A 14,595-nucleotide genomic window follows, 5' to 3' on the forward strand; every position below is an offset into this window, starting at 1 on the left:
CGGAACGCGTAGCGACAACTTTCCAGATACTGACGCGATTAGCTTCGCTGCAGCCTCCAGGTCCGAATTTCAAACGGCATGATGTCGGCAGGCCCTGCACGCTCGATCGGCTCTTCGAGGATGTTCAGAGGTCCCGAAGCCTCCCAGCCCGAGGGCAAGGCGAGCGAAAGCCGGCCGCGCCGGCCCGCCGGTTCGTAAAGCCGCAGGATAAGGCCTTCTCCCTCCTCCGCCGGCTTCAGTCCCGAAAAGGCGACTGGTATGCCTTCGACGCCGAGAGGCGACAGCGTGCCTGCCGAGAGGCCACTGGCCTCGGTGGTGACGAGCGGCTGATTGAGATCGATCGCTTCCTGGAGGACATCGCCTTCATGCCAGGCGCCCTCATGCGGCATCAGCGCGTAGGTGAAGTTCTGCTCGCCTTCATCGGCGAGTGGATCGGGATAGATCGGCGAGCGCACGAGGCTCATGCCGATGACATTGCCGCGCGCACTGTGCCCGTATTTGGCATTGTTGAGCAGAGCGACGCCGAAACCCGGTTCGCTGAGATCGACAAAACGATGTGCGGCAGCTTCAAACATTGCCTGCTCCCAGGACGTGTTCGTATGCGTTTGCCGCTCGACGATACCGAAGGCGCATTCGAAGGTGGCTGTGCGTGAACGCACGGCGACCGGGTTCAGCGTTCTGAGCAGAGTACGCCGGTCATGCCAGTCGATCGTCGTTTCGATATCGAGCCTGCGGGCGTTGGCCGTCAGCACGTAGAACTGGGTGACCGTCGAGTTCCGGTATCGGTAAACGACGCGGATTGCGGCACGATGTGGCCCCTGTTCGGCAAGTGTAATGCTCGCGGGCCTGTCGAGGCGGACAGCCTTTTCGGCATAGTCGGCATCGACATCCCAGGCGTCCCAATTGCGAGGTTTGTCGGCCGGATAGACCCAGAGCTGATTGGCGCCGCCCTCCACCGCCTCCCTGCCCGTTGCCTTGTGAACAAGGCTTGAGACGGCGCCATTCTTGCCGATGACAACAGACAGATGCTCGTTTTCGAGGCTCTGCGTATCGGCTTTCAACATGCCGGCGGGCTTGAGTGTCTTGCGATCAAAGACCGCAACGGAAAGAGGCGCGACGATTTCGGCAGATGACAGGACCGTCCCGTCGGAAAGCTTGGTGGTCAGCGGCCGCGGCGCAAGCGACGGGTTGACGGCAATCAACGCATCCGTCACCCCACCTGCCGGAAGATGAGCTGATAGCGTCTTCAGAGACTTGGCCTTCTCCGCCTCGGCATTGTCGATGACGCCGTCGAGCTCCCGCTCGGCGTCGATATAGACTTCGCGGATGCTTGAGCCCGGCAGGATGTCGTGGAATTCGTTCTTCAGGACGACGCGCCAATCCGCTTCCAGGCTTTGTGGTTTGCCGGCACCCAAGAGATGCGCGAGCGAAGCGATCGTCTCGGCCGTAATCAGCGACCGCTCGGCCTGCCGGTGCTTGCGCTTGACGCCGCTTTGCGACGTCAGCGTCGCGCGGTGCAGTTCGAGGTAGATTTCCCCGTCCCAGACGGGAAGCTCTTTTTGCGCCGCAGTGCGGTGGGCCTCTTCGTAAAAGCCCTTCACCGTGCCCCACCGGGCGCTCGGGATTGCCGGGAAGTCGCGCAGTTGCACTTCGCGTTCGACCATTTCGGGTGTCACGCCACCACCGCCATCACCGTAGCCGACAGCGAGCAGCGATGTGTCATGCTGCGTCTTGCCGCGGAAATTCTTCCAGGTCGGCACGAAGCAATCCGGCTGCACGAAACCGTTGTAGCCATGCATGGGGTTGTCGAAAGTATGGGTCAGAACCTTGCTTCCATCGAGCCCCTTCCACCAGAACAAGTCGGATGGGATGTGATTGGTCTCGCTCCAGTTCACCTTGATCGTGAAGAAACTGTCGATCCCCCCAAGCTGGAGGACCTGCGGCAAGGCCCCGGAAAAGCCGAAGCAGTCCGGCAGCCAGCAGACCGTGTGGCGCAGGCCGAAGTGTTTCTCGAAATAGCGCTGTCCGTACAGTACCTGCCGCGCAAGGCTTTCACCCGTTGGCATGTTGGTGTCGGGTTCGACCCACATGCCGCCGACAGTTTCCCACTTGCCCTCGGCGACCTTCTTCTTGATCCGTTCGAGAAGGTCGGGATCATCCTCTTCCATCTGCGCATAATAATGGGCGGTCGATTGATTGAACCGGAAGTCGTCCGACCGTTCCATCAGCGAGAGCGCGGTGTTGAAGGTGCGACGCATCTTCCGACGCGTCTCGTCGTAGGGCCAAAGCCATGCGAGGTCGATATGGGCATGGCCGGTCAGCAGCAGTTCACCGTTCGGCGGAAAACGCTTCTGAAGCTCTTTCAATCGCGCGATCAGCTGATCATAGGCGGCACCGGCCGAAGCGCTTTGCGCTTCATTAAGGCCGGCCGGGTTTGCCTCAAGCTCCGGCAGTTCCCAGATCTTCTGCTGCATCACCGCACCGGCTGTGCGTGAAATATAGGCTGACGTGTCCGAAGGCCAGTCGAGGCTGCGCAGCGACTGTTCGGCCGCCTCGATCAGGTGCGTCACGACCTCATGGCTTTCGAGCACGTCGGCAGCCTCGCCGATCTGCCGCAACAGGAGGTGCAACCTGTGCACCGGTTCGTCCAGCCAGATCAGCCGCGCCTTGTTGAGCTTCGGTGCCCGGTTCGGCTCACCGAAGGGAAAGCGGGCAACGCTGTCAGTGGTAATCGAGAATTCCCTGGCTTTGATCGGAAACTCCTGATGATAGGGGTCGAGCCCGAATGTCTCTGCCTGGCCGCCGGAATAGTGCAGCGTGATCAGGCTCTCGCCGCCGAGATCGAGCTGCAGGCGAACCTTTCCGATTGGCCAGTCGCGCGGCACTGTGGCCGATGCCGCGAAATGCACCGTCCCCTTGCGGTGCGGCCAGTCCTGATCATGGGCGATCGGCTCGCCGTCGAAGGTCCAGCCGTCGATCACGATGCTTTGCCTGTCGCGCCAGTGAGCGAGCTCGGCTGTGCGAACCTTCAGGCGATCGAGGCGTTGGGCAATGGTGAGAGACATGGCGGGTCCTATTAGAAATTAAGCAACTGACGGATGGGGAGAAAACCTGGTCGCGCAAATAGGCCGCAGGCCACCGCGTCCCGTCTCCTCCAACCGAGGCGCGTGGCAGCTCTTAGATTAAGTAACTTTGTTTTGCAGTCAAGCGCACAAGAAATAGGTTGCGAGAGTTTTACCTGTGATACACAAGCATCCAGGTGCTTAGGGAAGACGGTTATGCGGTATCTTCGATCCGGGCCGCGGCGACGTCAGACAGAGGAAACGGCCGTAACGCGGGGTAAAACAATCGGTCTGCGATCGGGAGAAATCGCCGACAGAAATATCCGCGTCATTCTGGAGGCTATCCGCCGGCACGGTCCATTGACCCGCATGGAACTTGGCCAGCATTCCGGGCTTACCGGGCCGGGCATCACCAATATTCTGCGCCGCCTCGGCGAGGGAGGGTTGGTAACGTCGCACCGCCGCAACGGCGCGGGCAACAGCGCGACCGCCACCGAATTTGCCCTGCGCCCTGACGGCGCGTTTTCGATCGGTGTCCGGGTTCGCCAGAGCCGAGGCGAAGCCGTCCTTATCGACCTCAGCGGCCAGGTCCATGATCGGGAATACTTTTCCCTCAACGCGGCAACGCGCGTGCCGTCAATTCTTTCAGCCACCCACAAGATGATCGGCCGGCATGCCGGCATGCCGATCATAGGCCTGGGGATCGGGTCTAACGACTGGACCGCGCAGGAAAGCGAAGAGCTCGACGCAGCATCCACGCTTCCCGTCAGTCACGTGGAGAACGAGTGCACCGCAAGCCTGCTTGCCGAGCGCACCATCGGCGCGCCTGCCCCCGAAGGCGGACTGGCGATGATCATCATCGACGAAGATGTCCAGGCCGGCTTTCTCGTTCGCGGCATTCCTTATTCGGGCGTCCACGGACGCGCAGGCAGCATCGGTGAGATGCTGACCGGCCCCGATAATGTCCGGCTGAACACGGTGGTCGGTTTCGGCGCGCTGCGCGCACTGGTCAGCGATGACGAGTTCAAGCGCCTCATTTCGGGCGAAGAGCCGTCCTCCCCTCAGTTGACACAGTGGATCCGTGATACGGCAAGCCACCTGCTCGACCCGATCATCGCCATGGCCGGCTTTATCGCGCCTGGTGTGATCATGATCGGCGGCGACCTGCCGCGAAGCGTCGTCGAAGCACTGATCCACCAGCTCTCCGTCGAGCGCCGCGACACATCCAAGCGGCCCTTCCTGACACCGTGGATTTCGCCGATGAAGCCGGCAAGCTTCAGCGGCGGCGGCGTGGCGCTGGGGGCGGCACTGCTGCCCTTCCTCAACACCCTGCTGCCACCGGTTTCCGCCTGACGTCCTAGTATCAAATCAGGCAAGCGCCTCGTCCGTGTGGCTGACATCCGAGGCAAGCGCCTTGTCGAGCACTTTCTGGATATTCGCCGCCCTGCGGAACGAGGGTTCCTGCGTCCTGCCTGCCCTGACGGCCTGCACGAAGCGCTGATAGTTCGTTTCCACCGGATCGAAGGGGATGTCGCGCCATGTTGCGGTGTGAACATCTTCGCCGAGGCAGGCGCGAAGCGTCGACTTTCCGGTGTCGTAGATCATCTCGATCGAACCGGTCTCGCCATAGACCCTGAGACGCAGCTGATCCATCTGGCCGGCCGCGGTTCGCGTCGCCTGGATGGTGCCGATCGCACCCGTCGTGAAGTCGACATTCATCGTGAAGCTGTCATTCGCATCGAGATCATATTCGCCGATCTTGTCTCCCGGCGCCTTGTTGAAGGTCTTCAGCCGCGCGAAGACGTGGGCGACATCGAGCCCCGAACCATAGGACGCAAAATCGACGATATGGATGCCGATATCGCCGAGCGCGCCGTTCGAGCCGTGCTTCCTGCTGAGGCGCCACAGCCATTTGCTCTCGCTCTTCCAGTCGCCCCAATGACGCCCCACAAGCCAGCTCTGCAGATGCGATGCCTCGACATGCCTGATCTCGCCGATCTCGCCGGCAAGCACCATTTGCCGTCCCTTCTGCAGGGCGGGCGAATTGCGATAGGTGAAGTTGACCATGCCGACCTTGCCGGCTTTTTCGATGGCATCCGTCATTTCCATTGCCTTGATGGCATCGGTCGCGAGCGGCTTTTCGCAGAAGACATGTTTGCCCGCCGCAATCGCCTGTAGCGTCGTCGGATGGTGGATGCGGTCGGGCGTGACATTGGCAACGGCATCGAACTCGCCCCAGGCAAGGGCTTCCTCGAGTGTGCTGAAGTGATTGGGGATGCCATGTTCCAAGCAAAAGGCCGTCAGCCGCTCGGGTACGACGTCAACCCCGCCCACGACGCTCACGCCTTCGATCGCCTTGAAATTTGCGGCATGCTGGTTGGCCATTCCGCCAGTGCCGAGAATGAGTAAGCGCATCTGATCCTCCATAGATGTCAGGTTCGGCCACCTTCACGTAGCCGAGGCAAAACCTCACCGCGCCATCGCGGATGCCCGAAATGGCTCGATTTTTTGTGATCGGGAAATGCGGCTGCGGTCCGCTAACTTGTGTTGAATGTCGCCGGCATCTCAATCCTCCCAAGCTGCGGCTTGACATCAAATCAAAGTAACTTAATCTAATTAATGCAGCATGGAAATGAGGAGAGGTCAACCGACCACCAGGCTGTATCCGTTTAAAATGGGGAGGAGACCCATCATGAAGAGAGCGTTCATCAGCGCGTTAGCGCTGAGCACAATGTTATTTTCAGTGCCTGCCGCATTTGCCCAGGAGCTTGCGACAAAGGACAGGATCGGCGCTGCCGATGCGCCAAAAACCCTTGTCGTCCGGCTCACGAACGACAGCCCGAACAATTCCGACCCCAACATCGCAGAGGGTTACCAGAAGCTCTTTGTCGACTTCATCAAGAAGCACCCGGACTGGAAATTGCAGATGCAGTTCATGTCCTCCGACATCGGCACGGAACAGGCCAAGATGCTGGAGCAGGCCAAGGCCGGCAATGCGCCGGATTGCGCCGCCGTCGACTCCTTCGTGCTCTCGCAGTTCATGGTCAATAAGGTGCTGGCGGATTTTACGCCCTATTTCACCAAGGAAGAAGTCGACGATCTCTTCCCCTTCATCCGCAGCGGCATCACCGACAAGGATCAGACGATCCGCGCCTGGTGGTGGGATACGGACCTTCGCGTCCTCTACCGCAACAAGTCTGTTGTAGCCGATGCGCCGCAGACCTGGGACGACCTGAAGAAGGCCGCACTTGCCTCCACCAAGGAAGGCATGGAAGGCGTGCTCTTCAACGGCGGGCGCTGGGAAGGCACCACCTTCGACTGGCTGGCGAACTACTGGGCGCTCGGCGGCAAGCTCGTCGACGACTCGGGCAAGCCGGTCTTCGGCGAAGGCGAGAACAAGGAGAAATTCCTGAAGGCGCTTAACTACTTCAAGGATCTCGTCGATTCCGGCGCGGCCCCCAAGCGCGTTACCACTATCGCCAATTACGACGACATGAATGCCGCGGCAGCTGCGGCGACGACGGCGCTCTTCATCGGCGGCAACTGGCAATATGCGCAGCTGAAGGCGACGCTCGACGAAGAGGAATTCAAGAACTGGACCTTCTCGCCGATCCCCGGCCCTTCGGCCAATGAGCGCTCGACCGGCACCGGCGGCTGGACGATCGCGTCCTTCAGCAAGGACAAGGAGAAGATCGAGATGTGCGCCAATCTGGCTCGCGACGTCTATATGGGTCCGGCAAACGCGCTGCAGCAGCAGCTGCCGACGCGCAAGTCGCTCTTCGACAAGTATGAGGTCTTCTCGACGGAAGCCAACAAGACCTTCGCCAATGCGCTCGTCGACGGCCAGGCGCGTCCCGGCGTGCCGATCTATCCGGAGATCTCTAACCAGATCCAGATCATGATGGGCGACGTGCTCTCGGGAACGAAGAAACCGGAAGAAGCCCTGGATGCCGCATTCAGCGCGGCGATGGAGGCCTACAAGCGGCTCTGATCCCGGGCATTTTTTGACGCTTCAGATAACGACGGCGCCTGCCTTTTAGGCGCCGTCGACAGTGCCAAACCCGGACAGAGAAGCCAATGAGCCCTATTGCCATCGAGGCTGACAGCCCGCCTCAAAGCAGAACGTTCATGCGCCGGTTCGCTGGTGCGCCCCTGCCCTGGATCATGCCCGTGATCGTCGTCATCGGCATATTCTACCTGTATCCCGTCATCGACGTTTTCCGGCTTTCCTTCACCAATGCGACGCTGATCGGCGAAAACCAGGACTATACGCTGGGTTCGATCGCCAATGCGCTCAGCTCGCCGCAATTGCCTGACATTCTCTGGGCGACGCTGATCTTCGTCGGCGGCAGCGTCATCGGCCAGCAGATTCTCGGTCTTGCAGTCGCTGTCACTGTCATCCGCGGCGAAAAGCGCGGCCTGTTCGGCACCACGATCCTGAGGACGACGGCGCTGGTCGCCTGGGTCGTGCCAGGCATCGCCGGCGGCATCATCTGGCAGATGCTGTTTTCCGAAGCGCCTTATGGCGCGCTGAACAGCATTTTGAGGCTGATGCACATGCCGACAGTTGCCTGGCTTTCCGATCCGGCGATGGCGCCCTGGTCGACGCTGATCTCGAACATCTGGCGCGGCACGGCCTTTTCGATGGTCGTGATGTATGCGGCGCTGAAATCGATCGATCCCTCGCTCTACGAAGCCGCCGAGGTTGACGGTGCCACGGCTTCGCAGCAGTTCTTTTTCGTGACACTTCCGCAGCTGCGCGCCGCAATTCTCGTCAACATGATCCTGATCACCATCCAGACGGTTAACACCTTCGACGCGATCATCACGCTGACAGGCGGCGGACCGGGACGCGCGACCGAGGTGATTTCGCTCTACGTCTTCAACATCGTCTTCCGAAACTACGATCTCTCCGGCGGCAGCGTGCTTTCGGTGCTGATGCTGATCATCAGCCTCGGCCTGGCCTTCGTCTATGCGTCGTTCCTGCCGAAGGAGGAAGAGCAATGAGCGGACGCACCGGAACACGGCTCGGCGATGCCATAAGCTATCTCTTCATGCTGGTGATGTTCGTCTTCTTTGCCGGCCCCCTCACCTATCTCCTGTCGATGGCGCTGCGTGACAAGCGTGAGGTCTATCGCGGCGCGGCGCGTTATATTCCCGACAATCCCACCATCCAGAATTTCATCACCGTTCTCAACAACAGCTATTTTCCAATCTATCTCTGGAACGGCCTGAAGCTTGCGGCCTTGAGCGGCTTCGGCGTGCTGATCGTTGCCTTGCCTGCCGCTTACGCTTTCTCGCGCTTCCAGTTCCGCGGTAAGGGCCTCTCGATGATGGGGCTCCTGCTTTTCCAGATGATCTCGCCGCTCGTCATCATGGTGCCGCTCTATCGCTACATGAACCGTCTCGGCCTCCTCGACACGCATTTTGCCGTCGTCATGGTCTATATCGCGCTCGGTGTTCCCCTTGCGACCTGGCTGTTGAAAGGCACCGTCGACGGCATTCCGCGCAGCCTGGACGAAGCCGCGATGATCGACGGATGCAACCGCTTCTCGGTCTTCTGGCGCATCATCCTGCCCCTGTCGGCGCCGGGCATTGCCTCGGTCTTCATCATCACTGTGATCGCCGGCTGGTCGCAATTCCTGGTGCCTTTCCTGCTGCTCACCAAAAATGACCTGATGCCGATCGGCGTCGGAATCTTTAACTTCCGTGGCATGCAGACCGACTCGTCCATCCAGCTGCTAGCCGCCGCCTGCCTGATTTCCGTCGTTCCGGCGATCGTGGCATTCCTGTCGCTTCAACGGCTGATCCTTGGCGCCATGACCAGCGGCGCGGTGAAAGGGTAGGGTCGGTTTGCGTGTCCGTGGCAGATAGAGGATCTCAATCCATGAACCAGATGAACGGCGCCAGACTGTCCCCCGATCTGACGGGGGCCAATGTCGAGGATGCGGGCGAGCACAACAGGGCCGTCGTGCTGCGTTGCGTTCATCGGCAGGCGCCGATTTCGCGCGCCGAGATTGCCCGGCAGACAGGTTTCACGAAGCCGGCGATCGCCAGGATCGTCGATCGTCTGCTCGACGAGGGCCTGATCATCGAAGCTCGCCGGCGGCATGGGCTGAGGGGCCAGCCGGCAATCGAGCTCGAGATCAACCCCGATGCGTTCTTTGCAATCGGCATCAACATCGATCGCGATCACCTGACGATTGTCGCTGTGGATGCCGTCGGCAACGTGCGTGCCCGGGTCCACCACGAAAAACGCTATGTGCGTCCGGCCGAGTTCATGCAGCTGACGGCCGATGCGATATCGCATTTCCAGCGAAGCCGCCTCATCGACGATGCCCACCTGGCCGGCATCGGGCTCGCCATGCCCGACTGGCTCGGAGAGATCCCCTTCCTCGGCATGCCCGACGATTATTCGGAATGGATGGAATTCGACGTACGCGCAGCAATAGAAAACCTGACGCAGCATCCGGTCTTCATCGAAAATGAGACCAATGCCGCAGCACTTGCCGAGCTTGACTACGGCCTCGGGGCGGAAAGCCGCAGCTTCTTTTATATCGCCATCAACGCCTGTCTCGGCGGAGGGCTCGTTCTCGACGGCAACGGCCATCGCGGCGCCATGGCGCTGAGCGGCGAAATCGGATGGCTGCCGATTGCCGACGACCGGGACAAGACCGCGCCGAAAGTCGATCTTCTCGGCGAGATGGTGACGATGTTTTTTCTCTACAAGTTTCTTGGCGAACATGGCGTCCATGCAAGCGTGCCTCAGGACCTTCTCACACTCGATGCACGTGGCAAGGCTCTAGTGTCGAAGTGGCTGAAGGAAATGAGCGCTCACCTTGCCGTTGCGGTCAAGCATATCGGCATGATCGTCGATCCCGATGCCATCATCATCGGCGGCCGATTGCCGATCCGCATGATCGACGAGTTGCTCCGCTACGTTCACGAACATCTGACGGCCGGAGACACCACTCTGCCTTCGCTGCATCGTGCCTCGATCGGCGAGGACGCTTCGGCGCTCGGTGCTGCGGCGATGCCGATGGCGGCGGCGCTGATGCTGGCATCCGCGGACGCCATTCAACGCACCCGTTCGCCCCTCAAATTCATGGATCGCCTGAACAACTGAAACAGCCGGCAAGGCCGCTGGGAGGATATTGATGAGGATTGGTTTTTATACGTCGACATTCAACGACCGGCCGCTAGAAGAAGTGGTGAATTTCGCTGCTTCGGCCGGTTTCGACGCAATCGAAATCGATGTCGGCGGCCATATCAAGACGCCGGACAAGGTGCAGGCTGCGGTGGCACTTGCCCGCGACCAAAACCTCTTCGTCTCCTCGGTCACCTATTTCGGCAATCAGCTCGATGCCGACAGCGGCAAACGCGGCGAACTTCGCGCCCGCACGGAGGAATTTGCCGAAGCGATCGGCGAAGCGGGCGTGCCGATCTTCGTGATCTTTCCCGGACGTAACGACAATGCCGACGACGAAGCCAATTACGATGATTTTGCCGATTTCGCCAACCGGCTGATTGGCAAGACGACGTCGAGCGGTCTCGTCTTCGCGATCGAAAACTGGCCGGGGCCCAAGGATAATTTCGTCGGAACCACGCCGAAGGGGTGGCAGGAACTCTTCAGGCGCATACCCGACCGGCGCTTCGGTCTCGAATTCGATCCTTCGCACCTCATCCGCATCGGCGTCGATCCCTATGCCGCAATGGACGCGGTCAAGGACCGCATCGCCATTCTCCACGCCAAGGACACCGCAATCGATGCGGCCACACAACAAGCGGTCGGCTATCACGGCAAGGGCTGGTGGCAATACAAGCTGCCGGGCCACGGCCTTCTCGACTGGCCGCGCTTCCTGCGTCAGGCACGGACCAACGGCTTTGACGGCACCCTTTCGATCGAGCACGAGGACGCCGCCTATGGATGGCCGGGCAAGGATCTCGAGGCGCGAAAAGAAGGTGAACGCCTTGGGCTCGCCTACCTCAGAAACGTCTTGAACAAGCTTTGAGCGCGACCGGGGAGGACGAAAATGGCTCATGTTAGAGTGAACAATGCGCGCAAGGACTATGGCGCGTTCAAAGCCATCAAAGGCGTATCGGTCGATATCCGCGATGGCGAGTTCGTCGTCCTCGTCGGCCCCTCCGGCTGCGGCAAATCCACCCTTCTCAGAATGATCGCCGGTCTGGAGGATATAAGCTCGGGCGAGATCCAGATCGGTAAGCATATCGTCAACGAGCTGGCACCGAAGGATCGCGACATCGCCATGGTGTTCCAGAACTATGCGCTTTACCCGCATATGACGGTCGCCAAGAATATGGGCTTCTCGCTGCGGCTGAAGCGTATGCCGAAGACTGAGATCGATCGGCGCGTTGGCAATGCCGCGAAGATCTTGGGCCTGGAGGCGCTCCTGCAGCGCTATCCGAAGCAGCTGTCAGGCGGCCAGCGGCAGCGTGTTGCCATGGGCCGCGCGATCGTCCGGGATCCCGCCGTCTTTCTGTTCGACGAGCCTCTGTCGAACCTTGATGCCAAGCTCCGCGTCCAGATGCGATCCGAGATCAAGGAACTGCATCAGCGGCTGAAGACCACGACGATCTATGTCACGCACGACCAGATCGAGGCGATGACCATGGCAGACAAGATCGTCGTGATGAAGGACGGCCTGATCGAACAGTCGGGCTCGCCGCTCGAACTCTACGACCGCCCGAACAACCTGTTCGTCGCCGGTTTCATCGGCTCTCCCGCCATGAATTTCGTCAAGGGAAGCATGACGAATGAAGGTTTCCGAACTGAAGACGGGCTTATCCTGCCGAGCGAGCGGCGCCCGTCCGGCGCCGTCACCTACGGCATTCGTCCTGAGCACATCACACTCGACCCCGACGGCATCGAAGTGACAACCGCCGTTGTCGAGCCGACGGGGTCCGAGACATTGGTGGTTGCCCGTCTCGGCACGCAGACGATCAGCTGCGTCTTCCGGGAGCGGATCAGAGCAGCCCCCGGCGACGTGCTGCGGATTGCTCCGCTCCATGATGCCGTCCACCTGTTCGACGAGGGCGAGCAGCGCATCACTGCTGGCGAACCGGTGCTGAACTGATGACGTGTGACAGGGCATCGGTACACGCCGCTATCTTATGCGCCTTCACGAAGTCATCAGGGATTAATGAGGGTGGCAAGCCGGGCTTCGATCAGCCCTGCTTGCCGGGCCAATTCGGTCCCGAAAACCTCGACCAGCTGCGACTGCGGCCGATGGATCGGGCGCACGATGTTGACGGAAAAAGGGATCGAGAACGATAGCCGGCGAAGATGTAGGCCGTGGCCGGCATAATCCAGGGCCGTCAGGGGATTGACGATGGCCAGACCAATTCCCTCCCGCACCATCGAACAGACGGATGCCGCGCTATGGGTCTCGATGATCATGCGCCGCCTGATGCCGGCGTTTCGAAAAATCTGATCGATCTGCCGCCGGTAGCTATCCATCGCCGACAGGCTGACAAAGGATTGCCCCTCGAAATCACCTGGTGAGAGAACGGTCTTTTCAAGAAGCGGGTGAGCGTCCGGCAGCACACAAATCTCGTCGAGCGTCAGGAGTGGGGTTACCTCCGTACCCTGCGGGACATGATCGACCTCCGTCAGTCCGAAGTCATAGCGTTGCGCCGACAACCATTCCTCCAGCAGAGGCGACTCCTGCGGAACGATACTGATGCCCACGTTCGGGAACCGCTCGATGAAATACCGGCAAGTCTGCGGCAGGAGCGATTGAGAAAAGACCGGCAGGCATATGATGGAGAGCTGCCCTTGCTCGAACTGGCGCAGCGACGCCGCCGTCCTGATGATCCGGTCCAGCCCGAAATAGGCGCGCTGCACTTCCTCGAACAACTGCAGAGCGTGCGCAGTCGGGCGGAGGCGGCCGCGCACACGCTCAAAAAGCTTCATCTGGATGAGATGCTCGAACCGTGCCAGCTCCCGGCTGATCGTCGGCTGGGAGGTGCTGAGCATAGCGGCCGCATTCGTGACGCTGCCTGTCGTCATCACCGCCCTGAAGACCTCGATATGCCGTAGGGTAACAGCCATGCCCACCTCATATCACAATTGAGTATAGTTTGGAAAAATTGATATTTTTCATATGCCCGGTTTCGTGGTCAACCCGTACGTGAAATCCCCATTGCCCAACTTGAAACGATCTTTCGGTTCGGAGGGCTGCCATCTACGGACAATCAGCGCCATGCCCATCATCTCTGCCAATGACCTCACCCCTCTCGCCCACCAGCATGGGACGCCCTTATGGGTCTACGACGCGACGACGATCCGCGATCGGATAAGGCAGCTCGGCGCCTTCGACGTGATCCGCTATGCGCAGAAGGCGTGCTCCAACATCCACATCCTCTCCCTCATGCGTGAGGAAGGTGTGCTTGTGGACTCCGTGTCTCTCGGCGAAATCGATCGCGCGCAGCGGGCCGGATTTTCCGCCGGCCCTACCCTCTCAGGTGCTGCGGGCATCGTCTACACCGCCGATATTTTCGACCGCCCGACTTTGCGCCGCGTCGTCAACGACAAGGTTGAGGTGAATATCGGCTCCATCGACATGCTGCACCAGCTCGGGGAGCTGTCGCCCGGTCACCGCGTCTGGCTTCGCGCCAATCCGGGTTTCGGCCACGGCCATAGCAGCAAGACAAATACGGGTGGCGAAAACAGCAAGCATGGTATCTGGCATGCGGAGTTTAACAAGGCTGTCGAATTGGTTCGCCGCTATCGCCTGCATCTCGTCGGGCTTCACCTGCATATCGGCTCCGGCGTCGACTACGGCCATCTCGAGCGGGTCTGTCATGCGATGACCGGTCTCCTGAGCGATCTGGATCACGATGTCGAGGCGATTTCTGCCGGGGGTGGCCTGTCAGTTCCCTATCGCGACGGGGACAGGGCGATCGATGCCGCGCATTATTTCAGCTTGTGGGACAGCGTGCGCAGGCAAGCAGAAAGCAGGCTCGGCCATGCCGTGCGCCTGGAGATCGAGCCGGGGCGCTTCCTGGTGGCAGAAGCCGGTTCGCTGTTGGCCGAGGTCCGCGCCACCAAGCAGGTTGGCAGAAATCACTTCACCCTCGTTGACGCCGGTTTCAACGACTTGATGCGCCCTGCCCTCTATGGCAGCTACCACGAGATCTCGGTGCTCCCGCACGATGGTCGAAGCCTCAGCCCATCTAAGCTACGCCCTACTGTCGTAGCAGGCCCGCTCTGCGAATCGGGCGACGTATTCACGCAAGGGGCCGATGGCGTGGTCGAGACGCGTGCGCTCCCTCCTGCCGAGGTCGGCGACTTGCTCGTTTTCCACGGAACGGGTGCCTATGGCGCGTCGATGTCGTCGAACTACAACAGCCGGCTTCACGCTGCCGAATATCTCATGGACGGGGAGAACTCCCGGCTTATCCGCCGTCGCCAGACTATCGATGAGCTTTGCGAGCTGGAATTGATCGCGGCTCATTCTACGGATGCGGCGTGAGCCCTGAAAAATCCAGGCAGGATTACAAAAAGCGCAAA

General features: G+C 60.4%; 11 protein-coding genes. 8 read left to right on the top strand and 3 right to left on the bottom strand.

Annotated features, from left to right (window positions below):
• Positions 1-38 precede the first annotated feature (38 nt).
• A complete protein-coding gene (locus ACR9ZQ_RS38340) occupies positions 39-3,065 on the bottom strand; it encodes an alpha-mannosidase (RefSeq protein ID WP_481430463.1) in 3,027 nt (1,008 codons plus the stop codon).
• Between the two features lie 213 nt (positions 3,066-3,278).
• Between ACR9ZQ_RS38340 and ACR9ZQ_RS38345 the strand changes: the two genes are divergently transcribed.
• A complete protein-coding gene (locus ACR9ZQ_RS38345; protein WP_481430464.1) occupies positions 3,279-4,415 on the top strand; it encodes an ROK family protein in 1,137 nt (378 codons plus the stop codon).
• 15 nt (positions 4,416-4,430) lie between these two features.
• On the opposite strand, the gene ACR9ZQ_RS38350 is transcribed toward ACR9ZQ_RS38345, so the two are convergent.
• A complete protein-coding gene (locus tag ACR9ZQ_RS38350) occupies positions 4,431-5,477 on the bottom strand; it encodes a Gfo/Idh/MocA family protein (RefSeq protein ID WP_481430465.1) in 1,047 nt (348 codons plus the stop codon).
• 277 nt (positions 5,478-5,754) lie between these two features.
• On the opposite strand from ACR9ZQ_RS38350, the gene ACR9ZQ_RS38355 reads away from it, so the two are divergent.
• From ACR9ZQ_RS38355 to ACR9ZQ_RS38380, 6 genes are all read left to right on the top strand, one after another.
• A complete protein-coding gene (locus ACR9ZQ_RS38355) occupies positions 5,755-7,053 on the top strand; it encodes a type 2 periplasmic-binding domain-containing protein (RefSeq protein WP_007825914.1) in 1,299 nt (432 codons plus the stop codon).
• Between the two features lie 86 nt (positions 7,054-7,139).
• The gene (locus ACR9ZQ_RS38360) at positions 7,140-8,069 is read left to right on the top strand and encodes a carbohydrate ABC transporter permease (protein ID WP_025669448.1); all 930 of its coding nucleotides are present in this window, start codon (positions 7,140-7,142) and stop codon (positions 8,067-8,069) included.
• Complete coding sequence (locus ACR9ZQ_RS38365; protein ID WP_310390286.1) at positions 8,066-8,908, top strand: carbohydrate ABC transporter permease; 843 nt, start codon at positions 8,066-8,068, stop codon at positions 8,906-8,908. Before ACR9ZQ_RS38360 ends, ACR9ZQ_RS38365 begins: the two co-directional genes overlap by 4 nt.
• A gap of 41 nt (positions 8,909-8,949) precedes the next feature.
• The gene (locus ACR9ZQ_RS38370; protein WP_481430466.1) at positions 8,950-10,188 is read left to right on the top strand and encodes an ROK family transcriptional regulator; all 1,239 of its coding nucleotides are present in this window, start codon (positions 8,950-8,952) and stop codon (positions 10,186-10,188) included.
• Positions 10,189-10,219: 31 nt separating this feature from the next.
• The gene (locus ACR9ZQ_RS38375; protein ID WP_310390282.1) at positions 10,220-11,074 is read left to right on the top strand and encodes a sugar phosphate isomerase/epimerase family protein; all 855 of its coding nucleotides are present in this window, start codon (positions 10,220-10,222) and stop codon (positions 11,072-11,074) included.
• Between the two features lie 21 nt (positions 11,075-11,095).
• A complete protein-coding gene (locus ACR9ZQ_RS38380; protein ID WP_481430467.1) occupies positions 11,096-12,157 on the top strand; it encodes an ABC transporter ATP-binding protein in 1,062 nt (353 codons plus the stop codon).
• Between the two features lie 56 nt (positions 12,158-12,213).
• Here ACR9ZQ_RS38380 and ACR9ZQ_RS38385 read toward each other — a convergent pair whose 3' ends face one another.
• Positions 12,214-13,134: a LysR family transcriptional regulator gene (locus ACR9ZQ_RS38385; RefSeq protein WP_481430468.1), complete on the bottom strand. Its 921-nt coding sequence runs from the start codon at positions 13,132-13,134 to the stop codon at positions 12,214-12,216.
• A gap of 151 nt (positions 13,135-13,285) precedes the next feature.
• Here ACR9ZQ_RS38385 and lysA point away from each other — a divergent pair, with 151 nt between their 5' ends.
• Positions 13,286-14,557 carry a diaminopimelate decarboxylase gene (lysA, locus tag ACR9ZQ_RS38390; protein ID WP_481430469.1) on the top strand — a complete coding sequence of 424 codons (1,272 nt, stop codon included), beginning with the start codon at positions 13,286-13,288 and terminating at the stop codon, positions 14,555-14,557.
• The last annotated feature ends 38 nt before the right edge of the window (positions 14,558-14,595 follow it).

It is taken from the genome of Rhizobium sp. KNZ14-9A, from assembly GCF_056755015.1.

Excerpts from the sequence above, each read along its gene's own strand:
- ACR9ZQ_RS38355 (WP_007825914.1), top strand. The coding sequence starts at position 5,755 with ATGAAGAGAGCGTTCATCAGCGCGTTAGCGCTGAGCACAATGTTATTT.
- ACR9ZQ_RS38365 (WP_310390286.1), top strand. The coding sequence starts at position 8,066 with ATGAGCGGACGCACCGGAACACGGCTCGGCGATGCCATAAGCTATCTC.
- ACR9ZQ_RS38375 (WP_310390282.1), top strand. The coding sequence starts at position 10,220 with ATGAGGATTGGTTTTTATACGTCGACATTCAACGACCGGCCGCTAGAA.
- ACR9ZQ_RS38340 (WP_481430463.1), bottom strand. The coding sequence starts at position 3,065 with ATGTCTCTCACCATTGCCCAACGCCTCGATCGCCTGAAGGTTCGCACA.
- ACR9ZQ_RS38360 (WP_025669448.1), top strand. The coding sequence starts at position 7,140 with ATGAGCCCTATTGCCATCGAGGCTGACAGCCCGCCTCAAAGCAGAACG.
- ACR9ZQ_RS38370 (WP_481430466.1), top strand. The coding sequence starts at position 8,950 with ATGAACCAGATGAACGGCGCCAGACTGTCCCCCGATCTGACGGGGGCC.
- ACR9ZQ_RS38380 (WP_481430467.1), top strand. The coding sequence starts at position 11,096 with ATGGCTCATGTTAGAGTGAACAATGCGCGCAAGGACTATGGCGCGTTC.
- ACR9ZQ_RS38345 (WP_481430464.1), top strand. The coding sequence starts at position 3,279 with ATGCGGTATCTTCGATCCGGGCCGCGGCGACGTCAGACAGAGGAAACG.
- ACR9ZQ_RS38385 (WP_481430468.1), bottom strand. The coding sequence starts at position 13,134 with ATGGCTGTTACCCTACGGCATATCGAGGTCTTCAGGGCGGTGATGACG.
- ACR9ZQ_RS38350 (WP_481430465.1), bottom strand. The coding sequence starts at position 5,477 with ATGCGCTTACTCATTCTCGGCACTGGCGGAATGGCCAACCAGCATGCC.
- lysA (WP_481430469.1), top strand. The coding sequence starts at position 13,286 with ATGCCCATCATCTCTGCCAATGACCTCACCCCTCTCGCCCACCAGCAT.